Origin of the sequence: Magnetococcus marinus MC-1, assembly GCF_000014865.1 — a bacterium.
GTDB lineage: Bacteria > Pseudomonadota > Magnetococcia > Magnetococcales > Magnetococcaceae > Magnetococcus > Magnetococcus marinus.
The window spans coordinates 4,287,604-4,312,468 of the sequence record NC_008576.1; the positions used below are offsets into that span (position 1 = coordinate 4,287,604).

18 protein-coding genes and 1 pseudogene are annotated in these 24,865 nt (G+C 54.3%); 2 read left to right on the plus strand and 17 right to left on the minus strand.

The annotated features are described in order from the left end of the window. Positions 1–155: 155 nt before the first annotated feature. Positions 156–1,889: a cation:proton antiporter gene (locus MMC1_RS17585; protein ID WP_011714977.1), complete on the plus strand. Its 1,734-nt coding sequence runs from the start codon at positions 156–158 to the stop codon at positions 1,887–1,889. A gap of 89 nt (positions 1,890–1,978) precedes the next feature. Here MMC1_RS17585 and MMC1_RS17590 read toward each other — a convergent pair whose 3' ends face one another. The 15 genes and pseudogenes from MMC1_RS17590 to MMC1_RS17660 form a co-directional block, all read right to left on the minus strand. Continuing rightward, on the minus strand, positions 1,979–4,453 hold the full coding sequence (locus tag MMC1_RS17590; RefSeq protein WP_011714978.1) for a glycogen/starch/alpha-glucan phosphorylase: 2,475 nt from the start codon (positions 4,451–4,453) through the stop codon (positions 1,979–1,981). A 141-nt stretch (positions 4,454–4,594) separates the two neighbouring features. Then, positions 4,595–6,031, minus strand: a complete 1,437-nt coding sequence (locus tag MMC1_RS17595) for a TrkH family potassium uptake protein (RefSeq protein ID WP_011714979.1) — start codon at positions 6,029–6,031, stop codon at positions 4,595–4,597. Next, positions 6,028–7,386 carry a Trk system potassium transporter TrkA gene (gene trkA, locus MMC1_RS17600; RefSeq protein ID WP_011714980.1) on the minus strand — a complete coding sequence of 453 codons (1,359 nt, stop codon included), beginning with the start codon at positions 7,384–7,386 and terminating at the stop codon, positions 6,028–6,030. Before trkA ends, MMC1_RS17595 begins: the two co-directional genes overlap by 4 nt. A gap of 28 nt (positions 7,387–7,414) precedes the next feature. Next, positions 7,415–8,305: an ankyrin repeat domain-containing protein gene (locus MMC1_RS17605; protein ID WP_011714981.1), complete on the minus strand. Its 891-nt coding sequence runs from the start codon at positions 8,303–8,305 to the stop codon at positions 7,415–7,417. A 31-nt stretch (positions 8,306–8,336) separates the two neighbouring features. Further along, positions 8,337–8,675 (minus strand): FHA domain-containing protein, encoded by a 339-nt coding sequence (locus tag MMC1_RS17610; protein WP_041641397.1) that lies wholly within the window; start codon positions 8,673–8,675, stop codon positions 8,337–8,339. Between the two features lie 266 nt (positions 8,676–8,941). Continuing rightward, positions 8,942–9,214, minus strand: a pseudogene (gene nhaD / locus MMC1_RS17615) (sodium:proton antiporter NhaD); the annotation flags it as partial. A 43-nt stretch (positions 9,215–9,257) separates the two neighbouring features. Next, positions 9,258–10,667 carry a transposase gene (locus tag MMC1_RS17620; RefSeq protein ID WP_011711816.1) on the minus strand — a complete coding sequence of 470 codons (1,410 nt, stop codon included), beginning with the start codon at positions 10,665–10,667 and terminating at the stop codon, positions 9,258–9,260. A gap of 33 nt (positions 10,668–10,700) precedes the next feature. Then, positions 10,701–12,029: a sodium:proton antiporter NhaD gene (nhaD, locus tag MMC1_RS17625; RefSeq protein ID WP_227665280.1), complete on the minus strand. Its 1,329-nt coding sequence runs from the start codon at positions 12,027–12,029 to the stop codon at positions 10,701–10,703. 184 nt (positions 12,030–12,213) lie between these two features. Next, the gene (locus MMC1_RS17630) at positions 12,214–12,885 is read right to left on the minus strand and encodes a response regulator (RefSeq protein WP_011714984.1); all 672 of its coding nucleotides are present in this window, start codon (positions 12,883–12,885) and stop codon (positions 12,214–12,216) included. A 118-nt stretch (positions 12,886–13,003) separates the two neighbouring features. Further along, a complete protein-coding gene (locus MMC1_RS17635; RefSeq protein WP_011714985.1) occupies positions 13,004–14,539 on the minus strand; it encodes a sensor histidine kinase in 1,536 nt (511 codons plus the stop codon). Positions 14,540–14,786: 247 nt separating this feature from the next. Next, complete coding sequence (locus tag MMC1_RS17640; protein ID WP_041641401.1) at positions 14,787–15,740, minus strand: LysR family transcriptional regulator; 954 nt, start codon at positions 15,738–15,740, stop codon at positions 14,787–14,789. Positions 15,741–16,128: 388 nt separating this feature from the next. Beyond that, positions 16,129–17,055: a LysR family transcriptional regulator gene (locus tag MMC1_RS17645; protein ID WP_041641402.1), complete on the minus strand. Its 927-nt coding sequence runs from the start codon at positions 17,053–17,055 to the stop codon at positions 16,129–16,131. A gap of 668 nt (positions 17,056–17,723) precedes the next feature. After that, positions 17,724–18,317, minus strand: coding sequence for a transglycosylase SLT domain-containing protein (locus tag MMC1_RS17650; RefSeq protein WP_011714988.1), 594 nt, complete (start codon positions 18,315–18,317; stop codon positions 17,724–17,726). 30 nt (positions 18,318–18,347) lie between these two features. After that, positions 18,348–20,858, minus strand: coding sequence for a CHAT domain-containing protein (locus tag MMC1_RS17655; protein ID WP_041641404.1), 2,511 nt, complete (start codon positions 20,856–20,858; stop codon positions 18,348–18,350). Between the two features lie 40 nt (positions 20,859–20,898). Continuing rightward, positions 20,899–21,543, minus strand: coding sequence for a topoisomerase DNA-binding C4 zinc finger domain-containing protein (locus tag MMC1_RS17660; protein ID WP_143711459.1), 645 nt, complete (start codon positions 21,541–21,543; stop codon positions 20,899–20,901). Positions 21,544–21,674: 131 nt separating this feature from the next. On the opposite strand from MMC1_RS17660, the gene MMC1_RS17665 reads away from it, so the two are divergent. Continuing rightward, positions 21,675–22,655: a hypothetical protein gene (locus MMC1_RS17665; protein ID WP_011714991.1), complete on the plus strand. Its 981-nt coding sequence runs from the start codon at positions 21,675–21,677 to the stop codon at positions 22,653–22,655. Between the two features lie 43 nt (positions 22,656–22,698). On the opposite strand, the gene MMC1_RS17670 is transcribed toward MMC1_RS17665, so the two are convergent. Together MMC1_RS17670 and MMC1_RS17675 are read right to left on the minus strand one after the other, a co-directional pair. Further along, positions 22,699–23,292, minus strand: a complete 594-nt coding sequence (locus tag MMC1_RS17670) for a septation protein A (RefSeq protein WP_011714992.1) — start codon at positions 23,290–23,292, stop codon at positions 22,699–22,701. 144 nt (positions 23,293–23,436) lie between these two features. Next, entirely contained in the window at positions 23,437–24,594 is a 1,158-nt protein-coding gene (locus MMC1_RS17675; protein ID WP_011714993.1) for a hypothetical protein, read from the minus strand. Positions 24,595–24,865 lie beyond the last annotated feature (271 nt).

Consider the following 24,865-nt stretch of genomic DNA (forward strand, 5'->3'; position numbering starts at 1 on the left):
CAAGCAGCCGGGACGGGTTGGCGTGGTATCCCCATAGCCATGGATTTACCTCGCTATCTCTCCCCTTAGCTATACCCTTCACGACACCTGTGGTAAGCTCCCTAGCAAGGTCACCTAGAGACAAGCAGCAACCGCAAAAGATCGGAAACAAACCCATGCATGATGGCATTTTATTGGAGCTGTTAATTATTTTTGCGCTATCGGTGAGCGTGGTCTATCTCTGCCACCGCCTGGGTATTGCGCCCATTATTGGCTTTTTGCTCACCGGGGCGGTGGCCGGCCCCTTTGGTCTGACCTTAATCGACTCCATTGAACAGGTGGAGCTGCTGGCGGAAATAGGGGTGATGCTGCTGCTGTTTACCATCGGCATGGAGCTCTCTTTAACCAAACTGGTGGAGATGCAGCGGGCGGTATTCGTCGGCGGGGGCTTGCAGGTTGGCTTAACCGTGGCGGTGGGTGCGCTGCTGGCGGTCGCGTTGGGCTTTCCCCTCAATCAATCGCTCTTTTTCGGCTTTTTGCTGGCCCATAGCAGCACCGCCATCGTGCTCAAAACCCTGCAAAGTCGGGGCGAGGTGGGCTCGGCCCATGGTGGGGCCGCGGTGGGCGTGCTCATCTTTCAGGATTTAATCGTGGTACCTATGCTGCTGCTGGTGCCGCTGCTGGCGGGCAAAGCTGAAAACCCCATGCTGGAAATGGGGCTGTTTTCATTAAAATTTGTCGGCATTGGGTTCGCCTTATGGTTCGGTGCCCGGCGGTTGATCCCGGCCATGCTTAACGCCATTGTGCGGCTGCGCGATCCCGAACTGTTTCTTCTGTTTATTATCGCCATCGGTCTTGGTATTGCTTGGTTAACGGCGGCGGCGGGCCTCTCTTTGGCACTGGGGGCCTTTTTGGCGGGGCTTATTATCTCGGAATCCGAATATGGACACCAAGCCTTTGCTTCGGTGCTACCCTTCCGCGATGTCTTTACCAGCCTCTTTTTTATCTCGGTGGGCATGTTGATGGATGTGGGTTTTCTCTGGAATCACCTGGGTTTAATCCTCACCCTGACCCTGCTGGCAATCCTCTGCAAAGCGTTGCTTACCAGCGGAGCCGTCTTGAGTGCCGGCATCGGTTTTGCGGCGGCGGCGGGCGCGGGTCTGACGCTGGCGCAGATTGGTGAATTTGCCTTTGTGCTGGCCCGTAGCGGTGTGGATGAAGGCCTGTTGAGCCAACAGGCCTACCAAACCTTTTTGGCGGTCTCGGTGCTCACCATGAGCATGACCCCCCTGCTGGCAGGGCGGGCCGGTCGGTGGGGTCGTAAGCTGGCCCACATGCCCCTGTTTCGCCGCTTGGCGTTGGGCGCCGAGGCCGCCAACCCCACCAAAGATACGCTACACAATCATCTTATTATTATCGGTTTTGGCGAAAATGGCCACACCATGGCACAACTGGCCCGTTACCACGGCATTGACCACCTGATTCTAGAAACCAATCCAGAAACCGTGCGCCGCGAAAAGCTGGCCGGAGCGCATATTCAGTTTGGCGATGCCTCCCGTGCCTCTATCCTTAAACATGCAGGTATTGATCACGCCAAAGCGCTGCTGATTACCGTACCCGATGCCGCCGCCACACGCCATATTCTGCACACGGCCCGCCATCTACGCGCGGATCTACCCATCATTGCCCGCACCTCGTTTAAAAACGAGGTCGAGGCGTTGGAAACCCTGGGGGCTACCCATGTGGTGGCCATGCAGTTGGAGGCCTCGGTGGTACTTTGCCAACACACCCTGCGCCATCTTGAGATTCCCCAGGAACAGATTTTATTGGATCTGGATGATATTCGTCACCACCGCCTACCCGGTGCTACCCACCCCCCCGAGGCACCACAACCTCCTGCCCATGGCTAACAACAGAGAGGGGGTGGCAGGCTCAGCCTGCCACCCCCTCGGTTAACCTTGTGCTTAACCAACGCAACCTGACGATCCCACCAAGCCGTTTAACGCAGGGGCTCTACATCCCAAATGTTACGCGCATACTCTCGAATGGCCCGATCGCTGGAAAACTTACCCATGTTGGCGGTGTTCAAAATGGAGCGCCGCGCCCATTCGCCGGTATTGCGGTAGGTCTCTGCCACCTCTTGCTGTCTATCCAGATAGGCACGGAAATCGGCAATGACCATATAATAATCCCCCCGCTCCAGCAGACTGGCCCGAATGGGCTCAAACAGACCGGGTTGACCTGGGCAAAAGGTGTCGCTGGAGATCATCTGCAACACGCCGCGCAGCTCTTCATCCCGCTCCACATACCAGCGGGGATTATACAGACCACCCTCTCGCCACTGCTCAACCTCTTCACTGGTCAAACCAAAGATAAAGATATTCTCGGCACCCACCTCCTCCATAATCTCTACATTGGCGCCATCGAGGGTACCAATGGTCAGGGCACCATTGAGGGCAAACTTCATATTACCCGTGCCGGAAGCCTCCATGCCTGCGGTGGAGATCTGCTCCGACAGGTCTGCGCCGGGGATCACCTTCTCGGCCTGCGAGATGCAATAGTTGGGCAAAAAGGCCATGCTTAACTTACCCTGGCAGATGGGATTGTTATTAATCTGCTCCGCCACCGCATTGGCCAATTTGATGATATTTTTCGCCAAATGGTAGGCTGGGGCCGCCTTGCCCGCGAGGATAATGGTGCGGGGCACCATATCCAACTGGGGATTGATCAACAAGCGCCGGTATAGGGCAATACCGTGCATAATGGTGAGCAGTTGCCGCTTATACTCATGGATGCGTTTTACCTGCACATCAAACAGCGCATCGGGATTGGGGCTAAACTTTAACTTACGCTGGATATACGCGCTTAACTGCTGCTTTTTGATGCGCTTAACCGCGATCCACTGCTGCTGAAATGCGGCATCATCGGCAAGGGGAATCAACCTTTTCAGTTGGTCCAGATCTGCAATCCACGCGTCCCCAATGGCTTGGCTGATCAGTTGCGAAAGCTCGGGGTTGGCCTGCCGCAACCAGCGGCGTGGGGTAATGCCGTTGGTAACGTTGGTCAAACGGTCGGGATAGATGGTGTTAAAGTCCCTAAACAGGCTCTCACGAATAATGCGCGAGTGCAGCTCTGCCACACCATTGACCGCATGGCTACCAATAATCGCCAGATGGGCCATGCGCACCAGACGGGTTGGCCCCTCTTTGATGATGGAGAGCTTGTTCTGCAAATCAGGACGGTGGGGGAAATCCTGGCGTAGCATCTCTAAAAAGCGATGGTTGATCTCGTAAATGATCTCCAGATGACGCGGCAACAAGCGCCCCAACAGCTCCACCGGCCAAGTTTCCAACGCTTCGGGCAAGACGGTGTGGTTGGTATAGGCAAAGGTTTTGACCGCAATCTCCCAGGCCTGATCCCACCCCACCATCTCCTCATCCAACAGACGTCGCATAAACTCCGCTACGGCAATGGAGGGGTGGGTATCGTTTAGTTGAATCGCCACCTGATCGGGTAATTTTTGAAACTCCTGACCATGTTTTTTCTTAAACCGACGGAAGATGTCATGCAGGGTCGCCGCCACCATAAAATATTGCTGCTTTAAGCGTAGCTCACGTCCCTCGGCCTTCTCATCACTGGGATAGAGCACCTTGGTGATACTCTCCTCCCGCACCTTAGCCTGCATGGCACCGGTGTAATCGCCATCATTAAAGTGGGTTAGACTAAAGGCTTCATCCGAAACCGACTCCCACAAGCGCATGTTATTGACATGCTTGGTACCGTAACCAGGGATCATAATGTCACAGGCCATGGCATGTACCTGTTGGGTATCTACCCAGCGATAGCGGGTCTCGCCCACACTGTCAATATAGGCTTGGGAGCGGCCATAAAAGTTGACATCGTAGAGAAAACCGGTGCGTTTGATCTCCCAGGGAAAACCATTCCGTATCCAGTTATCGCTTTTTTCTACCTGATAACCATTGACGATCTTTTGAAAAAAGATGCCATAATCATAGCGGAGTCCATAACCATATCCGGGAATCTTCAAGGTCGCCATCGAGTCCATAAAACAGGAGGCCAACCGACCCAATCCCCCATTACCCAAGCCCGCATCCCACTCCTCTTCTTCCAACGCCTGTAGGGTGAAGGGCATATCCTTAATGGCCGCCTCCACCTCTTGTTCCAGCTCCAGGTTGGTGATGTAGTTCATCAAAAACCGACCCGGCAGATACTCCATGGAGAGGTAGTAGACCCGTTTGGCTTTTTGATCATAAAAATCACGCTGGGCCATAACCCAACGTTCCATTAAACGGTCCCTCACCGCATAAGCCAACCCCTTGTAGTAGGTCTCTTTGCGCGGGGGGAAAACATCATTACCCAAGGTGGTCACCACGTGTCGGTGTATGGCTTGCAACAAGGTTCCCTGACACTTAAAATCATGTTCTGGGCGGGATGATTGGTCAGACACTTCCATAGGGGCACTCCTTCATTAGAGCCGCACGACCTACATGCACGAGGGATCGACAAACATCTTATCATTAAACCATGCTGTGAAAATTGGGTGAACACTTTGTACAGGCGGAGCAACCACCCAGCAACCTTTTTACGTTCTCCTTTAACGCCGCCAAAAGCCGGGCGTAAACAGCATAAGTACCGTAAAAATTTCTAGGCGTCCCGCCAGCATATCAAAAGCAAGCAGCAGCTTACCCAACTCGGAGACCTGGGAAAAATTATCCATCGCCCCCACGCTGCCATAACCGGGCCCCACATTGGCCACACAGGTTAGGGCTGCACTCAAGGCACTGGTGAGATCCATACCCAGCAGATGCAACAGACAGCCACTCACCACCACCAAAATAACTGTGGCCACCAACAAACCCACACAACCCTCCACCACCGCCGTTGTCACCGCTCGGTGCCCCAACTGTAAAACCACCACCCGGTTGGGTTGGACCAAGCGGCGCGTGACCATAGAGAGCAGTTTCATCACCACCGCCACCCGCACCACCTTAGGCCCCCCCGATGTAGAACCGGCCATGCCCCCAACCCCCATCAGCAGAAACAGCAGAAAGATCGGTAAGGCAGGCCACTGTTCCCAATCTGTACTGGCAAAGCCGGTGGTGGTCATCAACGAAACGGTTTGAAACAGGCTCTCCCGCAGGGCATGCATAGCATCCATCTGCATATCGTGCATAAGCAGCAGTGCCACAGCCCCACCCACACCCAGCATAATGGCCAGATAGAGCCTTAGCTCATCATCTTTAAAGATGCTCAAATCCCGGTGCATCACCAGCCGATAGTGGAGCAAAAAATTGGTCCCCGCCAGCGCCATAAACAGAATGCACCACCACTGCGCCGCCGGTGAAAAGGCCAAAAAGCTTTGATCTTTGGTGGAAAAACCGCCGGTGGCTACGGTGGTAAAGGCGTGGTTAAGGGCATCAAAGGGGGATAGACCAGCAAAATAATAGGCCAGCCCCGCCAGCACCGTAAGACCCAGATAAAACCCCCAGAGCACACGGGCAGTCGTCATCAAGCGTGGCGTGAGCCGCTCTTTGCTGGGGCCAGGCACCTCGGCCTTCATCAACTGCATGCCGCCCACCCCCAAAAAAGGGAGAATGGCAATGGTCAACAGCAGCATCCCCATACCCCCCACCCACTGGGTTTGGCTACGCCAGAGCTGTAGGCTGGCAGGTAACCCCTCGGGATGGGGCAGGATGGAAGAGCCGGTGGTGGTAAAACCTGAGGAGGATTCAAAAATTGCCGCCGCCCAACCCAGTTCATGGGAGGCCACATAGGGAATAGCCCCCAACACAATGGCCAGCGACCAGCCTGCGGTGGTCACAAAAAAACCGTCCCGTGGACAGAGCGCCGAAGCGGCACCCCGTGTCAACAACAGCCCGATCCCCCCGCCCCCCATGGAGATCATCAGCGAAAGCTGCCATGGCCATAGGGACAGCTTTGCATACCACGCATAAAACAGGGGCATGAGCTGCAAGGTGCCCAGCAACAGCGCCAACACCGACAGCAGCCGCACATTCATACGGTAGTTCATACTTTTGTCCGGGTCAGTATATTGTCCATGTGGGTCAGATAGCGTCGTGGTGCAATGAGCAGCACTTGATCACCCGCATGCACCACCGTATCCCCACCGGGAATACCCGCCCGGTTGTTTTGACTGATGGCCCCCACCAGCACATCCCGGGGAATACGCGCCTGTTTAAGGGCCACCCCATCCAACTGCGAACCAACCCCAACCTCGGCAAGGATAGCCTCCAGCTTACCATCCAACAGCGGGGCGGCTTCTACCACCCTGCCCTTACGCACAAACCGTAAAATGGAACCCACCGCCGCCAAGCGTGGACTAACCACCGCATTGATCCCAATATCCCGCGCCATATCAATATAGGCGGTATTATCCATAAGCCCGATGGTGATCCCTGCCCCCAGACGTTGCGCCACCATACAGAACATAAAATTACGCTCTTCATGGCTGGTTAACGATAGAAAGGTGGTATGGCTGGTAATGACATCTTTTAGGCTATCGCGCTCGGTGGCATCCAGCAGCAAAATACGTGCAGCGGGCATCATCTCCGCCAACTGTCGGCAGCGTGCTTCGTCCCGTTCGATAACGGTCACGGGAAAACCCAGACTAATGCACTCAATAGCCACGCTCTGCCCAATACGCCCGCCACCCACGATCACAATCTGGCGGCTGGTGGTGGGGTGTTTGCCCAAAAAACGCAATATCCGGGTTGGTCCCTCCTCTTTGAGGGTGGTCAAATAGACCTCATCCCCTGCCTCAAAGGTGTGATCCCCTTTGGGAACCAGCACCTTATTCCCCCGTTTAATCGCCGCCACCAAGGCACCGCTCTGGCCCCACTCCTGACCAATTTTATAGAGGCTGCGTCCCACCAAGGGGCTATCGGCATCCAGGCTAAATCCGGCTAAATGGATCTTACCATCCAAAAAGGGCACCACCTCAAAGGCCTGCTCCCAGGTGATCAGGTGCAGCAGCTTCTCTTGGGCCGCGCTCTCGGGGCTGATTAATGCGGTCTGTTGCAGCGCTTTACCCCGCCACAGCTCGCGGTTGGTGGTAAATTGATGACCCCGCACCCAGGCGATCACATGGGCCTCGGGATTTTGCACCTGGGCAATCAGCGTTATGACAATGTTGGTCTCATCGGAACCGGTTAGGGCCAACACCAGCGCGCACTCTTTTAAACCGTGGGCCAAAAGCAGATCCAGATCGGTGCCATCCCCCTCCACAATCTGCACATCCAGCGCCTCTTGCGCCTGTCGGGCCACCACCGTATCCCGTTCCACCAAGGTAACGTTCAAGGACTCTTCGGAAAGAAATCGCGCCAAATCAATACCCACCCGCCCGGCGCCCACAATAATGATATTCATCCCAAACCATCCCTACCAACCTGGGCACTCATGATACCTGAGAAACACCACCATGCATGCCAATAAGTCGGGCTAAGTTATTATAATTGGTATTATAAGCTACCGTCATTGGGGTATAGCCATAACGATCTTCCGCATTGATCTCGGCACCAGCTTTGATCAACAGCAGCGTTTTTTCTTCATCTCCCCGGTTCGCCGCAAAATGCAGTGGGGTCCAACCATAGCGGTCGGTGGCATTGAGATCTGCCCCATGTTGGATCAAGAGCGCCGCCAGTTCACTGTTGGCAAAGTGCAGCGGAGTCCACATTTTATTATCCCGCACATTGACATCCGACCCCAACCCCAGCAGATACTCCGCGAGGTCCTTTGAAGTCAGATGTAAAACCGTCTCCCCCGAGCGATTGCGCCAGTGAATATCCGCCCCACTTTGCACCAACAATTCGGCCACCATGCGGTTGGCAAAAAAGAGTGGCGTCTCCCCCTCAACATCTGCAATATTGACATTTGCCCCTTTTTTAATCAGCAACTTACATATCTCTGGCTGACCATTATCTGCCGCAAAATGCAACGGCGTGCGGCCATCTTTATCCACCACATCCGGCGTTGTCATGCGGTCTAACAGCGCCGTAGCAATCTCGATACGATTGGCCATGGCGGCCAAGTGCAGTGGTGTTTCACCATGGGAATTTTTAATATTAGGATCGGCCCCATAGGCCAACAGGAGCGCACAAATGCCCAGATAACCCCGTTCCACCGCATGGCAGAGGGGGGTTTTGTGGCGGGAATCGAGGGTGTTGACATCCGAACCCTCAGCAAGAATCATCTCTACTTTGGCGATGTTGTCCAGACGCACCGCATTGACCAAACGGTCCGATGCCTCCTGACCCCGTTTAAATTTATCCGCTAGCCAAGTGAGCATAAGCGCCATCTCCTACTCTGTCTCGCGCAGCCTAGATCCCGTGATTTAGGTTAGGCCATTGCTTGACCACCGGTTGCACCCCTACCTGCACCCTACTGTTACCCAGCGAGACAACCGCCCCTTCGTAGAGGGGCATGGTGTGCTCTATGGGTTCACCATCCAGCTCCATCTGGCAGGCGTAACCCCGTTTTAATGGCTCAACACACCACCCACGTAGAGTGCTTTTGACCAACATACCGTGATGGGGGCAGAGCATGGGATCATCAATCTGCACATAGTACGACTTGGGCACATTGGGCCGGCCACCATTGCCCATAATAATGATTCTTTTTTCTGGCCCCGGACGCTCTTCATGCTCATCCCCAGACATGGTGGAGATCCGCAGTGAGACTAAACCTTTACACGGACTTTTGGCAAGCGAACGCGGCATAAGGCATGACCGTATGGCCTCTGTTACCAATCTGATCCCACTTAACAAGCCCCTCATGACACTCCTCAACCTCTATTGCTACTACGTGGCCATCAACGTGCTAATAGGGTCAACAGTAACCAAGGATATGGCTGTTATTAAATAGAAATCTAACCCTCAAAAAGCGCTCCTCTGTGCAATAAATTTCACAAAGGACCACCCACTGGTTACAAGCCAGGTTGCATTGCAAATGAGCTGCTATTGACCAGGAAATGGACCAAAATACTGGCGATATAGCCCAACATGATTGCCCAACTCCAACGCAAATGGCTTGAGAAAGTGTAGGTACCGTGGGCTTGCCCCATAAGCGCCACGCCAGCCGCCGAACCAATGGAGAGCAGCGAGCCACCCACCCCCGCCGTCAACGTCACCAATAACCACTGCCCCACGGACATGTCGGGCTGCATGGTCAACACCGCAAACATGACCGGGATGTTATCACTCGATGTTCAAGTTTTCAGCGCTTGACAGCCGTTCAAGGTGTCACGCCAACGCAGTTTTATACTTGAGCGACGCTGATGGGGCCTGCCGCCCCAGATCACGCCCAACCATGTGTTTTTCCGAGAGGTTCAGCCTGAACTGTTTAGCCAGTACGTCGGCCAATTGGGTCAATTCCTGCTCTGGTGCATTTGCGTTCAATAGATCGTGAATGAGTGCCACTAGGTTGTCGGCCTTGATGTGATTGATCAGGCTTCCCACAGTGAACGCGGGTTGTTTGTGTTTCAACTGGGCCAGTTGGTCTGGTTGGACCAGGAGACAATGATCAACCATCAGGCTCAGGATCAGGCCTTGGCTTGATCCTTCGTCACCTTGAAGCTTGGTCAGATTCCCCCAGCCCTCGTGGGCCTTCCAGTCCTGGAAAAACACCTCGATCAGCCACCTCAAGGTGAACACCTTCAGGATATCTTCCGTTCGCCACGTCAAGTCGGAGGCAAACAGGTATCGATAATCTTGTTCTCCGTCATATTTCAATGCAATAACAAAGCGCTTCACGCCATGTGCTTTCACATGGATGCGGGCGCTGCGAAACACGATGGCCCTGTTCTCTCCACCTCGGACCGGGAGCCTCCCCGTTACACCGGGATAGCGCTGGAAAAATTCCTCAACAGTCAGATCCCGGCTCAGGAAACGGACCTTCTGGTTCTTCCTCAACTGACTGACGCATTGGATGCCAGCATACAGGGATGACCCTTGGTCTACAAAATCAGCAGCTCCATAAAGTGCATCAGCCAGGATCGCCTTGACCTGCACCACAGCATGCCACTGCTTGAACTGCCGCAACAATCGCAGTGCCAATTCTGGTTTTGTCGGATAGTCCGGGTTCCTGGCCGGTTCAACTGGGCGCTTGCTTTTCAGAATCCCTTTGCGCTTCTGCGCTTTGACTTCCTTGCGCCAAACCGTCCGTGCCGGGTCTGGACGATAAAACGCAAACCCGACCGGAATCGTCACCATGTCGGCCACCAAAAGCAAAAAGACAATTTGCTGGCCAAAAAGATAACCGCCGCTGCTCTTGTCCCTCATCTTGTGGACATGTGAGATGCGGGTCGTGACCTTGGCCCGCCTTTTGTCCGTGTCATCGACCACCAGCACACCATGCGTGATCCCATGGCGACGCAAAACAACCCGAACGCTCATCTGAAACAGCCGCTCCCAGGGAATCTTGGAACTCCGAAACATCCAAGCCAGTGCCCCGAGGCCGTAGCGTCCCAACCCAGCCCGCTCAAACTGTGCCCAGCAGATCGAGTTGGTCAGCATGATCGCCATGATGCAGAAACCAAACCAGCTCCGCTGGCAGACGCTCATCCCAACCGAATGCGTATGCTGCTCCCGCAGGGCTCCATCAATCTCTTCAACAAAGGCGCTGATAAATGGCAGAGGTCGATTGAAAATCATCCGTCTTCCCTCCATGGAAAACGGGACATTGGTTCATCCCTGGAGGAAAGTGTAAAATAAAGCAGGGGCAGCAGGCCAGCCCGTCAGATAATGAAGGGTCTCGATTGAATCTTGATCCAGAGTCCGACGGGATGACACTGCTGCCCTTTTCCCCTCAGATGTCAAGCGCAGAAAACTTGAACATCGAGTATCAATCACCGCTGAAAGAACACCCACCAACACATTGGCCATGGTAGGGCCCATACCACCATACATCTGGTGGGAGAGCATGGTCAGATAGCCGATGAAACCCAGACCACCCACACACATGATCACCCCGTAAAAGAACATCAGGGTGTCCCACTCGGCACGGGCGATCTTTTGAAAAACGTCAAAGTAGGTCTCCTCTTCGGCCTCTGGCTCGCCCGCCAAACCCTGCCCCTTGCGGCCCCGATTCATGGTTCTGTTCAGGTAGTAAGAGAAGATTTTTAGGTAGGCTAGACCGGTCATCATGCCCGCCACCGGGGGCAGTTCCAGCACACTGTGAAAACTCACCGCCGTCAAGATGGTCAACAGAAACAGCCCCACGATGCGCCGTCCCCCCCGCTTGATCAAAATCACTTCATTGCTGCTGGCTGGTTTAAGATTGGGCACCGCAAAGTGCATGATCAAGGCGGGTACCAGAAAGTTGGTGACCGAGGGCAAGAAGAGCTGGAAAAATTCGCCAAAACCCACCACACCCTTTTGCCACACCATCAGGGTTGTAATGTCCCCAAAAGGGCTAAAGGCCCCACCCGCGTTGGCCCCCACCACAATGTTAATGCAGGCGAGGGTGACAAATTTACCATTGTCCCGACCCACCGCCATGATCACCGCACACATCAGTAGCGCCGTGGTCAGGTTATCGGCCACCGGCGAGATAAAAAAGGCCAAAATCCCCGTCAGCCAAAACAGCTTACGAAAACCATAACCCGCGCGCACCAACCAAGCACGTAGCGACTCGAACACCAAACGCTCTTCCATGGCATTAATGTAGGTCATGGCCACTAACAGAAACAGAAACAGCTCGGCATACTCCAAAATATTATGGCGCATGGCCTTTTCTGCCACATGGGGAATGTGGTTACTCACATAGGCAGCGGCAATCAATACCCAAATAAGACCCGCCGCCAACAATACAGGCTTGGATTTGCGTAACTTGGTATACTCTTCTGTCATGACCAAACCGTAGGCCACCACAAACAGCAGTATGGCCAGATAGCCATACATCGTATGGGTCAGATCCAAATGGCCGCCCGTCCCATCGGAAGCCCACAGCTCTCCTGCACCTAACAGAGTCCCCAAAGCCACCATGACAATGGCCATAACCCCTTTATTTACCATGATATGATCCTTTGAACCCAATAAGAGAGTGGGGCACGATCCACCGACCACAGACCATGCTGGCGGCATCCTGAACGCTCCTATTCATTGGTTCAATAGAAATCTTATCAACGGTGATGACCGTTTGGTGAATTTTTATTCACGGGGGTTGGGCGCGCCACGCAAGGCCCCTCGTCCACGCCTCTCAGGACAGGGGAACCGAAGGGAGACGGCTTTTCAGCGATTTAAGAAATTGCAATACTTCTTTACCCGAATCGGACAGCACATAAGCGCGGTCACTCTGCTGCTGTACCAAACCAGACTCTTTTAGAATTTTTAAATGAAACACCACTTTGGTGTGATCCTCAATATCTAGGATCTTACGAATCTCCATCAAGCGTTGGGGTAGGCCGCTACCCAACAGCGCGATGATCTTTTGACGAATCGGGTTTGCCAGTGAACCCAAGGTTTGATCAAGATCCTCAATGCGGATCTCCTCTTCAAACTTTGCCTCTTCCAGGGTGCGCTGGATCACCGCCAGCAGCTCTTCGACTTTAAACGGCTTGGATACATAGTCTGAGGCACCTCGTTTAATCGCCTCCACCGCATTTTGCACCGTGGAAAAAGCCGTAATCAGTATAATTTTAGGGTGTTGGCTGAGTTTTTCCATCTCTCGCAGGGTCTCGATACCATCCATACCGGGCATCATCATATCCAGCAAAACAATATCAAACGGTTCGCTTTGCACCCTACTCAAGGCGCTTTTGCCCGAGTTTGTCTCTTCAATTTCAAAACCGTGCGCCAACATAATTTGGCTCAAGTTTTCACGAAATTCTGCATCATCATCCACAATTAACAAGCGCGCTTTAGCCTGCATGGTATCACCTACACTCCTAGCCAAGGGCTCTTGGGACCCCACCGGACCCCTTGCAACTGTAGTGCTTGACCACCCTGGAAAAAAATAGAATTTCTTTTCACATGACCGCATCTCAACCTTAGCAATCCCCTTGGCGTACCGGCAATCTTACCGTCACACAGCTCCCCACCCCTACTTCACTGGTAATTTCAATGCTGCCACGATGTTCCAAAATCGTATTATAACAAATGGATAGTCCTAGCCCTGTACCCAAACCCACCTCCTTGGTGGTAAAAAAGGGATCAAACACGCGGGATAACAACTCTGGCGCAATACCCTGCCCATGGTCGGTAATGCGCACCATTGCCCCCTCTTCATCCCGCTCTCCCACAATCTCCATGCACCCTCCCTCGGCCATGGCATCCAGCGCATTGGACATAATGTTCATAAAGGCCTGCTCTAAACGCACAAAATCACCACACACCTCGGGCATATCCTGCTGCCACTGCTGCACCACAGTAACATCTTTTAGTTTATGGCTTAACAAGGTTAAAGCACCCTCTACTTGCTCTTGCAGATCGATGGGCACCAAGCTGCTGGATTCGGAACGAGAGAAGACTAGCATCTCTTGTGCAATCGTGGCGGCGCGGTCCAGGTTTCGCTCAATAGAGTCTATCCGCTTACTTACATCCAATGACGGCGACTCACCCAACAGGGTTTTTAGCGTTTGCACCCCCATAGATGCCGAGGCCAATGGATTATTAATCTCATGCGCAATGCCTGCGGTAAGCCGTCCTATGGAGGACATTTTTTCCGAAATCAAGAGCAGTTGTTCCAGCCGTTGTCGCTCTTTCAAGGCTGTGACCATGTAGGTCATGGCTCTGAACAACCGCTTCATCTCCGGTAGTTGGCCCTTGGGGGTCTCAATATCCAACTGGTTTTCAGAGATACGGTCAGCGATCTGCGCCGCCTCGGTTAAGGGTTGAATAATCTCCTTGGAAATGCGCCAGGAGAAGAGCAACCCAACGACCACGCTTATCCCCAGCAATAAGCCAATGAGATAGATGCCCTGCTCCTCTTTATAGACCGCATATTGGGCGCTCTCTTGTAGCATGCTCGCCAATTGCCCTTTTAACTGGTTTTGCGCTGTAATCAGGGCCAACTCTTGGCTTTCAATACGTTGGAAGAGATGGTCCGTCTGGGCCACCGCGTCGCCATGAATCTTGACCAAGGTTTCCATCACCAATTGACCGAGCTGCTCATGGTTTTGTGCTAACACCCGTAAACTTTGCGCGATCCCCTGAAAAGTTTGGCGTGCCTGGGTAGCAGCTGTCGTCGTTACCGCACCAAGAGCCAGCGCCCGCCCCTCTTGCAGCAGTTGCCCCATCCGGCCTGCGGTCTGTGCAAATTGGTTGTGTAACGCGCTCACGGTTGCCGGCTGCTTGCTTACCCCGTAACGGTAGGCGCGCTCTAATAAAAGGGCTTGCTGTAAATGCAGATTTTCAACCTGCGTTAAAATTTCCGTTAACGGCAGTTCGGTTTTGGCGATCTCCTGAATTTGGCCACGAATTCTGCTCATTTCATAGAGGCTGACCCCACCCACCAACGAGGACAGCACCAAACCCAACAGTACCGCCACACTTATTCTAAATTGAATACTCATTTGAAAACGCATACCACACCTCTGCAACCTGAAACCCACCAAAATGACGCAGAATATTTACCAAAACCCATGTCAACCGCGTCTCACTAACCCAGCTCCCATAAAAAAAGCAGACCCGCAGGCCTGCCTTGATCTTACTTACTGCTCGCTCTTATTTACCGTAACTTACTCTTTACCGTAGCGGTGCATCACACCAACTCCTAGAACCTAACTCTCAGCTTTTTAATCCTCACCAAACCGCCAAAAAAGCATGCTATCCTTAGTGATAAATGCCATCTTCACAGTTACTTTCATCGCGCCAGCACGCCTCTTTGAGCACAAATTTTACCTGCTGGCGAAACCATACATGCGAAGGGTCCCGATCGGTGCGCGGGTGCCACGCCAAAGCCATACGTAAGAGTGGCGTTTTAAAAGGCAGCTTCTCCACCCGCAACCCCAACGGACGCGCCACCACTTTGGCCGCCCCTTCGGGCATCACCGCCATGACGTGGCTCGAAGCCAGCATGGCTGGTAACATGCCAAATGAGGCCAATTTACCAATAATGTTCCGTTTTTCACCCATCTCGGCCAGGGTCTCATCCACCACCGTATTATCCATACCACGGGGATAATAGTGCACATGACGCGAGGCTAAAAAGGCATCCATGCTCAACGAGCCACCCTCTACCCCAGGATGATTGGGGCAAAATACCGCCACATACTCCATACTAAAGAGTCGATTGATACAAACCTTGGGCGGCACCCACTGAAAACGGCTGAAAACCAGATCCACAGCCCCCCGCTCCAAATTGGCCACCTCTTCATCCCCCCCCACATCCACAACCTGCATCTTGGCCCGTGGGGCAACTTGGCTCATATGCCGCACCAAACCGGGCATCAACATGGCCGAAGCATAGTCAATCATACCCAAGCGAAAATTTTCGCTCGCCATCATTGGATCAAAACCTTCTTGATTCAATGCCTTGCGAACCTCTTCTAGGGCCAACGCCACAGGCGTAGAGAGCTCAATAGCACGGGGTGTAGGCTCCATACTAGAACCGGTTTTTACAAACAGAGGGTCATCAAACAGTTCACGTAAACGGCGCAATGTATTGCTCATCGCCGCCTGGGTAATACCCAAAGCCCGACCGGCTCGTGTCACGCCACGCTCTGTCATGAGCGTATCAAAGGCGACCAAGAGATTAAGGTCGAACTTGTTCAAATTGTGTTTCATGCTCGAACCTGACATGTGCTGTGTCACCTCAAAAAGCGTGTGCAAGTCCCTAAAGGGACCAGTTTATACCCTCATTTACGAGCCACGACCGACCAACTACACCGCACTCTAGAAAAAAATCTTTGCTCTGCAAAAACAGCATTGTACCTAAATTTTCTGCTAAATCAGCCGCCGCTTAGGGAGGAGAGATCCATTTTTATGTTGCGTTATCACGCAACCATGGATATAAGTATCAGCGTTTCATTATTGATTCCCGCCCTACTGGTCTGCCTCGGCCTACCGGGGGGCGGTTTCAAGCGTTGTTGCGGTTCCCTTGTGGTTTACTGCAACGCGACGGACCGGTGGAGCGGCCTCCCCCCCCCTCTGTGCCTTGCTCTGCCGGTCTGTTTTATACCTTGCCTACCATCCCCTCCAAAGAGATCAACATGTGCAGTACCTGCTCCCGGAACCACTGGTGCGGGGCGCTCTCTTCAGAACGATCATGCCAAACCATAACAAACTGCAGCGGCGGTGCCTCAAAGGGTAGCGGTTGCACTTTTAGCCCCATAGCCGGCGCAATCACATGGGCCGAGGTGTGGGTGACAGCGGCAATCAGATCGGTTTCAGCCACCAAAGTTGGCACCATCCCAAACGAGTCCAACCGCACCACCACATTCCGCTCTTGATTGATCGCCTTTAAACCTAAATCGACCAAACCCTCTTTGACCATGGGTGGGTAATAGTGCACATGGCGAGCTTGCAGATACTGCTCCAGGGTCATAGGCTCTTTGATTAAGGGATGGCCCGGGCGATAGATGCAGACAAACGGGATCTCCCCCACCACACGCGATTTTAATCCCCGGGGGGCTTGATCCAACCGGCTGAGCACCAGATCCACCTCACCCGACTCAAGCATCTCCCCTTCAAAATCACCGGTATTGACCACCTCAAGGATGCAGTTGGGGGCATACTTTTCCAAATGATCCAACAGCGCCGGAAACACCAACGGCACCGTATAGTCCACCATACCCACCCGAAACACATAGTGGGAGTTGGCCGGATCAAAACTGTCGTTATCCAGGGCCACGTGCACCTGCTTTAACGCCGCTTCGATCATGCCCGACAACTCCATAGCCCGGGGAGTCGGCTCCATACGTGCCCCGGTTTTGATAAACAGCGGATCATCAAAAGCGGTGCGCAAACGCCGCAAAGTATTACTCATAGCAGCCTGCGTAATGCCCAAACGACGTCCAGCACGGGTCACCCCACGCTCACTCATCAGTGCATCAAAAGCTACCAAAAGATTAAGGTCGAATTTGTTCAGTCCTTCTTTCACTGAATACCCCACATGGCTGGAATACCCCAGATTTGTTTTTAAAATTTTTCTATTGAATCTGTTCACTCTAGAATGAACAGGCATCTGACAAAAGCCAATGACCAACCCAGGGCCTGTTTTCTGTCGCTGGCAAACAGCCCTACGGCTGCTGGTCATTGAATCAGACGCACAACCTGTCCAAGCCAGTGTCACCCAGCAATGGGCTGACGCTGGCTTTTTTTACAGGAGGATCAGCAAACCAAGCCTTACCTAAACAGAGCTACCCTTATGACTCATTTTTTTCAATGATAAAGCGCGTCATTTAAAAAAATAACACGCTAACCACCCTACCCATCCCCCTGCTCTGCTGATTATCCGCCGCGACCGCTTGGTTGCGTCCGGCATAACACGCAAGGCACCCCTAACTTAAACAACCCTACCACTACACCCTATTCTCCGTCATGATCACGCATTATTCCAAAAACTTGATTGAATATACGGCATGACCAACAGGGTCCGTTTACAACCCACGAAAACTTCTGCTCCGTAGCGTCGTCGACCACAGCGCCCATGGCAACGGCCATAGAAAAGACCGATACCCCAACCCATAAGCTTTATAATGGCAGAAATCAGACCATAGGACTAGCGACCATTTATAAATCATACCAACGAGCACCCAGAGTTAAACCTTAGGGGCGACAACTTTTAAGCTGCTGTCGATACAGGTAGCTACGGTTAGCCACCTTATCAGCCACCTTGAGCAACCATTTTTTCTGTTTGTGGCTACCCCGTTCAAATCCCCCATGACCCTCATGGTAAGCCAGATACTGGTTGCGTGCATCCCACATAGAGATATTTAAGCGTTGTTGACTCATCCGCGCATACCAACCAATAAAATCCACCGCATCGGCAAAGTTGGAGCGTTTTGCCCCATGACGCCCGGTTTTTTCTTGATACCACGCCCAAGTGCTATCCAACGCCTGCGCATAACCCTGTGCCGACGAAGCCCGACCCAAGGGAATAAGCCATAAGAGCCGCTCGCGGGGAGGGCGTGCGTCACTGCGAAATTTTGATTCCTGATGGATAATCGCCAACTGCACATGCACCGGCAAACCCCAGCGCCGCTCGGTTTGCTCCAGAGCGCGGTTCCAGCTACTACGATGATCAAACAGCGCGCACGCACTCTCCAAGGTGGCCGGCGATACCCCACTACAGCCCCCCAACAGCAGCACGCCAAGCGCCACCACAGCACTTTTGGTTCGGCACCACCCTGGGCTAACCATTTACTTCTCCATGCTGTAGGGCTCTTACCATCAGGGTTTTCCATCCTTAATGGGTCGGCTACGGATATCCATGGTGCGTACCCGAAACGGGGGTGGATTACCCACAAGCTGGAACGTAGCCCAGTAGTGTGGGTGGGTCAATCCATCGCGTTGCATGGAGAGCTGCACCATTTGTAACGCCCGCGCTGGACTCTGCAACCGTGTCACCCGGTGGTAGCGGCTCATAAAACGGTCCACATCCTCACCATCAAGGCGCCACATGCCATGTAATAGGTAGTCTGCCCCCGCATAGAGCCAAGCACTCTGCAAAGCCAACACACCCCGGCCCCGGCTCTCTGCATCGCCCTCAGCAATAATACCCGGTAGCAGCACCAGACGCACCGGCCATGCTTGGCTCAGCAACTCTTGCAAATGCAGCTTGCCATCCTCACCAAAACCTGGATTAAGAATCACCGAACTCCGCCAGGGTTGCTCCTCCTCCAACTGCCAAATGGCATCCAGATGCAACCGTTCACTGCTGGGTCCATGACGTTTTAGGGCTGCTTCACTGGCCCGTGTACCCGTCAGCACCCGCACCTCTTTATTACCGGTCTCGCCAGCTTGGTGGGCCGCACTTTCATAGGCCAATGCCATGATGCGCCGCTCGGCTTCGCTCTGCCTGCCCTGCACCGACACGATGCCGCTACCCTCTACGGCTAACAGATAGCGGGACCATATCTTACCCGTCAGACGCTGTTGCCAAGCCAACGCCGAAACCGAGGGCAGCACATAGAGCGTGTGACGTTGCATCAATGGCAGATCCTGCTCGTCCAGCAATGCCGCCCATGGTAGCAAGCGTAAGGGACCATCACCAACCAACGTTACCTGCCGTACAGAGGGGTCAATTTTTAGGGATTTCCACAGCCGATCATAGAGGGAACGGGCACCAATTTTCCACCCTTCCTCATCGCTGGGACGCTGGATTAAACGCCGCCATTGGGCAACCGCATCACCCAGATTGTTGCCATCCAGACTGTGTACCCGAGGCTCCCCCTGCTGCGCCACCACAAAGGCCAGCAAGGTATCCCCATAGTGGTAGTAGACGACCCCCCGACCCTGAGGACCGATACGCTGCTGTAAACGGTGCAACAGATCTTTCCCCACCGCTCCCACCATGGGCGCTAAATGGGGGTATTGCTGGGCAATCTCTGCACGTAACCGCCCTGGCTCGGCCTCAATGGTTTTAAAAGCCTCGGGATCTTCATCAAAACGGCGGATGATGAGGCGCTCCTCGGCCTGCTCCAGTTGCTTAATCAAAGCCGCCCCCGTACCGGCCCCCTCAATTAAATATTTATTATACGCCAGATCAGCTACCAACAGCCGCATACGCGCCCGCTCAGCCACCTCAAAGGCATCCGCCGTGCGCTGTTTTTTTAATAACAAGAGAATAAGATCATGGTAAACCCGGTCATAATCATGGGCATACCCGGTATGCGCCGTGGCATCTCGAATAGAGGCCCGTCTGGCCTCAATCCAACCAGCAGCCTGTTGCAGATCCTTGAGCGCATCGTCCAAGCGGCCCGCCCCCATGGCAATGGTGCCACGATCATGCAGAGCGGCTACCATCAGACCGGGAAAACTGCCCCGATACGGGCTCTCCAACAGTTGGGTATAGAGGGCCAAAGCCCGCTCTGTGGCACCGGTTTCATAAAGGACCTTGGCTAAAATAAAACGCTCAGGCAGATATCTGGCCGGTTGATGCTGCAAACGATCCTCACGACCAAGCATGTCCGCCGCCTGCATCACCCCCTGCACGGGATTGACAAAGCTGGCCGCCATCAACAAAAAACCCAAGGGGTGGGTGCGGTCATAGCTCTCCACCAACACCCGCGCGGCCTGGTAATCCTTGAGCGCCACCAAAATCCGCAACCGGGCCATGGTCTGCTTGCGGTGGAGCTCACTGCCCCCTTCTGGTGTGCGTAGATGAGCAAGCCGCTGGATGTAACCTCGCGCCTCATCCTCCAGCTCGACAAAGGCGTGGGCCAAACCCGCCGCCTGTAGCACATCAGCCTCTACAAAGGCCCACTCCTGATGATCTTTCGATTGCTGATTGCCATTAAACTTACGCGCCTGCTCCAACCATTGCGTCGCCTGTTTGGCATCCTCCAAGGCGCGTTCATAACGGCCCATATCAATGCGCATCAAGGCCCGCCACGCCATTACTGAGGCAAGCTTTTCCTGTTTGGAAATCTCCACCGTCTCTTCGTTAAAATAGTCCCCTTGTACCGCAACGCCGCCCTGTACCAATTTAAAATAGCGCTGGGCACAATCCATAAACTTTTGGTAATTACGCACCTCAAAATAGGCTTTGCAGAGATCCTGCAACGCCTCATCCCCCAACTGGTCATCATCCTCGGCACGATAGTTCTGCTCATACCATTGGATCGCCTGATCATAATGGCGTTTAAGGCGGTATTGACGCATCTCCCAGGCCGGGTCTGAGGCACAGCTCGCCAGCAACACCAAGAGGGAAAGCAGTAGGGTGATGCGCGTGTAAGCCATAATCACTCCTTGTTCAAAAAAAACCTTATCCATACCTACATTAGGAGGAGACAGGAACCATGGTGCGGCACTCTGGATAGTTGCTACACACCCAAAACCGTTTACCTGCATGCTGCCCTTTCACCACTTTTTTACGCTGCATCTGGGCACCACACTTGTCACAGTGGGGGGAATCAACTTGGCGCGTGGATGGGGGGGGCGGCATCGGTGGCAAGGCTTGTTCAGGCCCCAGCGCTGGGGTGTAGGGAATCTCTGCGGCGGGCAGATGGGGCTCCTTGTGCAGAGGACCAGCTTTATGCTGCTGCCAAGCCAACACCGCATCATGTACCATTTCGCTGTCGATCCGCTCATCCCACACCTGTAGGGGTAGGCCGTGGCTCATTAAACGCTGAATGCGTGCTTTATCACCCTGTAGCAACACCATGCCCAAGGGGCGCTGATCCTGCCGATCTAAAATCACATAATCGGGTGTTGCATCGTTCACCCTACCGGCTAACATGGCGGGGTCAGGGCGGATCAACAGCGCAAAGTCTGGCCCCAACACCTCCTCCAACTCTTGCGCCCCGGCCACCACGGCGGGGGGCAAAAAAAACCCAGCAACCCCTCGCTGTGGCCGCTGTGGCACCCCCATAACCAGCACGATGGATAGCAGTAACAGCACCACAAATAGGATAAAATAGAGCATTTTTTCATACCCTTCTTTATAAAAACCAAACCAACCAAGCGGGGGGCATGCCCACACAATACCTTGGCCTGCACCGATGGATCGCACTACAATGTGCGCAAACACCGGGCCAACCCTCCCAGGATACCACCATGCTCAAGCATCTGTTTAAATCCATGGGTTCTTCCCCCCCTGCGGAGGCACCCTATTTTCCCCATCTGCAAGAGAACATGGAGCAGCGTCGCTACCGATTGCGTCGTACCGCTGGGCTGTTGCTGGCACTGTTGGTGCTGCTGCTGGGGTTTGCCCTGACACTGTGGACCCTAGTGGCCCATTTGGGGCGCAACCCCCAGCTTGCTTTGGTCGGGGCACTGATGATTGTGACACTCAGCCTGCTCAATGCTTGGCTGGTCTATCGGCTGGTTCGTGGCACACCCCCTTCTGGAATTGAACGGGGTAAATTTACCTTTATTCGTATGGGCTGGAACTGGGCCTGGAACTATCTGGTACTCTCTCTGCGCGGGGAGAGCGCCTTTGTGGAACCCACCCGCAATCAGGTTGAGGGCAATCGGCAGGCTGGTTTTGCCGGTATTTTAACCGGGGAAATGTTAGCTAATAATCAGGATGAGCGCATCGAAGGGGATCACTGGCAGGCCTATATGGAAGAGCTGGAACAGGCCGATGAGGCCTACCACCAGCAGCTTCAAGCGTTGGATGAAGCCTTTGAACGGTACTGGGACGACACCCTGCCTGACACCCCACTGCCCGCAGCGGCTCCCCCAGCCGGTCAGCAGGAAGCGCCAGAAACCGCCGCACATTCGCCTATCCCGTCGATAGAGAACGAAGCCAAGCCCACCTGGGTTAACCAGCGGGTCGCAGATCTGGAGAGTCAGCTCGAGTCCCGGCAAACCGCCTATGACGCGGAGCTGGAGGCCGTCTATGCCCCCCACAAGTCCCCGCGGCCAACCCCCACAACCAAAGCCTCAGAGGAGCGCATCCCCAGCCCGGCCGAGCGGTTGCAGGAATTTTTCCCTCACCCTTGGTGCGACGACGCCACTGGCCAGGACCCCTGGCAACAGCCCTCGCCACCACCTCCACCGCCCCGTCGCACCAGTGATGCTGACGACACCTAAGCACAAGCGGCTGCAACAGCGGGATTACCCCCCGTACCCACACCTATTCTGGCCGATTTTCCACCGTCTCTTCTGCCTCGATCATCCCCTCTTTGCGCTCTTCCACCCTCACCTCACTACCATGACGGGACATATAGAAGGCTTGGCCGATTAAAAAGAGGATGGTTAGGCCCATCAACCCAAACAGCTTAAAACTGACCCAAATCTCTTCGGAGAAGGTGTAGGCGACGTACAGGTTAAGCGCACCTGAAAAGAGCAAAAATAGCACCCAAGCTGCGTTCAGACGACGCCAATGTAGGCTCGGCATGCTGATCTGGTTATCCAGCATGCGTGCCACCAGCACCCGTTTACCAATCAGATGGCTTGCCAGAAAACCAGAGGCCAACACCCATTGTAAAATCGAGGGCTTCCACTTGATAAACAGGGGATCGTGGAAAATCAGCGTGGCACCGCCAAACAGCATCACCAAAATCAGGGTGATCCACATCATCGAGGGTACATGGCGGTGTTTAAACCAGTGGTAAAAGACATTCAGCAGCACCATGATGATCAAAGCAGCGGTGGCGCTATAGATACCATCGAGCTTATAAACCACAAAAAAGACCACAATGGCCAACAGTTCCAGTGCAAAGCGCATGCATCATCATCCATGAAAGTCGGAAAAAAGGGGAAATCAGGGGGGCAACCCTGGGACCGTTACCCCCCTTTTATACACGCAAAGCACCCTGCACTCCAGAGGGTGCAAGCTTTACGTCGACCTCGCGTCTTGCTCTGCTGGCGTTTAGAAGCTGTTACCCGGCGGCATTTTTGGGGTTTTCATACGTACCACCAGCACCTGCAACAAAAACTGCGCCACGGCTGCCGCTGCCAGCGGGGCCGCCCAGCCATAACCCAGGGCGGCGCCCACACCGCACACCAAATAAACCGCAGCCCGCCCGGGGCTGCCCAGCTCAATGGCGCTTCTGGCTTCGCTGCGCAGCGGGGTTTCTAGTCCAGGCCACCACCACAGCGGGAGCAGCTGGGTGAGCGCTCCGGTCAGCAAGGGGAACAGAAAACCGATAAAAAAGAGCGGCAGGGTGTTCTGTGCGGAGAGCCAACCCAAAGCGACCAACAGCCCCGCAAACATCATGATCATAAAGCCGGCCAAAGCCGCCAGCAGCGGCCACGTTGCCCCGCCACCCCCATAAATTTTATCACGAAACCCCCACAGGCTAAGGATCCACGCCCCCAATGGCCGCAACCAAAGGCCAAGCCCCAGCAGATAAAATAGGTGCAGCCCGGCGGCCCCCACGGCGAAGGCCAAGCTCCCCCCCATGGCCCATATGGCGTGCTGGTGCAGACGGCGCACCACATCGGTATCCTGAAATTTGGCGGCCGTTGGCAGCAGCACCTGCATGGTGCTAATGGCCGTCATGCCCACAAAACCTATGAGGTTGAGATGCAGATGCATGGAGCGCAGCGGCGCCCAATAGTCGGGCATGAGCAGACCACCGGAGATCGCCACCAACCCCAGCAACAGCGATACCAGCGCGCCTTCATACCAGCGCAGGCCAGGATGGGGGTCGCCCAAGCACTGCTTACGCCGCTGGCGAATCCAGTTAAGTGTACCGAGTACGGCGACCATGGCCATAACCGCCCCCAGCAGTGCCCAGCGGCGATCCAAACTCAACGCCGCAATCACCACCAAACCCGCCAGCAGCCCCAGCAGAGGCCAGCCCCACAAGCTGGCAGGCGGCTGACTGGAGCGGGTGAGGGTGGCACTAAAATAAAGAATGTTGGCCAAAATCAGCGGTAGGATCGCCGCCCCCACCACCACATGACTGCGGGCCTCGCTTGGCAACCAGCCTGCGGTGGCGGTATAGGCAATCAAACAGAGCAGCGCCAACATCCCCATGCGGGGCAGGTAGCGGGCATAGGTGGGTCGGTCCAAGGGTGTCATAGCATTGCAATCTTTAGTGTGAAATAGGGATCAAGCCAGCAGTTTAACCCGCTTGACAGGTTAGTGCTAGGACCGCTTTGGCTCCTTTTTTGTTCCGTTTACAGGGTTTTTTAAGCGACCCAGACGGTTAGGTGTAACCCTGTACGCCGGTCACCAACGGCGGGATGGACCGTCAACCCAAGCGGGTGGCGCGGCGGCGGCCAACCATGGGAGAGACAACCCATGGTTGGCCGGCTGATGACGCTTTACCCCCCCTTTTCACCCGCTTGGC

Coding starts and splice junctions, on each gene's coding strand:
- MMC1_RS17585 (WP_011714977.1), top strand. CDS start 156: ATGCATGATGGCATTTTATTGGAGCTGTTAATTATTTTTGCGCTATCG.
- MMC1_RS17590 (WP_011714978.1), bottom strand. CDS start 4,453: ATGGAAGTGTCTGACCAATCATCCCGCCCAGAACATGATTTTAAGTGT.
- MMC1_RS17595 (WP_011714979.1), bottom strand. CDS start 6,031: ATGAACTACCGTATGAATGTGCGGCTGCTGTCGGTGTTGGCGCTGTTG.
- trkA (WP_011714980.1), bottom strand. CDS start 7,386: ATGAATATCATTATTGTGGGCGCCGGGCGGGTGGGTATTGATTTGGCG.
- MMC1_RS17605 (WP_011714981.1), bottom strand. CDS start 8,305: ATGCTCACTTGGCTAGCGGATAAATTTAAACGGGGTCAGGAGGCATCG.
- MMC1_RS17610 (WP_041641397.1), bottom strand. CDS start 8,675: ATGTCTGGGGATGAGCATGAAGAGCGTCCGGGGCCAGAAAAAAGAATC.
- MMC1_RS17620 (WP_011711816.1), bottom strand. CDS start 10,667: ATGATTTTCAATCGACCTCTGCCATTTATCAGCGCCTTTGTTGAAGAG.
- nhaD (WP_227665280.1), bottom strand. CDS start 12,029: ATGGTAAATAAAGGGGTTATGGCCATTGTCATGGTGGCTTTGGGGACT.
- MMC1_RS17630 (WP_011714984.1), bottom strand. CDS start 12,885: ATGCAGGCTAAAGCGCGCTTGTTAATTGTGGATGATGATGCAGAATTT.
- MMC1_RS17635 (WP_011714985.1), bottom strand. CDS start 14,539: ATGCGTTTTCAAATGAGTATTCAATTTAGAATAAGTGTGGCGGTACTG.
- MMC1_RS17640 (WP_041641401.1), bottom strand. CDS start 15,740: ATGAAACACAATTTGAACAAGTTCGACCTTAATCTCTTGGTCGCCTTT.
- MMC1_RS17650 (WP_011714988.1), bottom strand. CDS start 18,317: ATGGTTAGCCCAGGGTGGTGCCGAACCAAAAGTGCTGTGGTGGCGCTT.
- MMC1_RS17655 (WP_041641404.1), bottom strand. CDS start 20,858: ATGGCTTACACGCGCATCACCCTACTGCTTTCCCTCTTGGTGTTGCTG.
- MMC1_RS17660 (WP_143711459.1), bottom strand. CDS start 21,543: ATGCTCTATTTTATCCTATTTGTGGTGCTGTTACTGCTATCCATCGTG.
- MMC1_RS17665 (WP_011714991.1), top strand. CDS start 21,675: ATGCTCAAGCATCTGTTTAAATCCATGGGTTCTTCCCCCCCTGCGGAG.
- MMC1_RS17670 (WP_011714992.1), bottom strand. CDS start 23,292: ATGCGCTTTGCACTGGAACTGTTGGCCATTGTGGTCTTTTTTGTGGTT.
- MMC1_RS17675 (WP_011714993.1), bottom strand. CDS start 24,594: ATGACACCCTTGGACCGACCCACCTATGCCCGCTACCTGCCCCGCATG.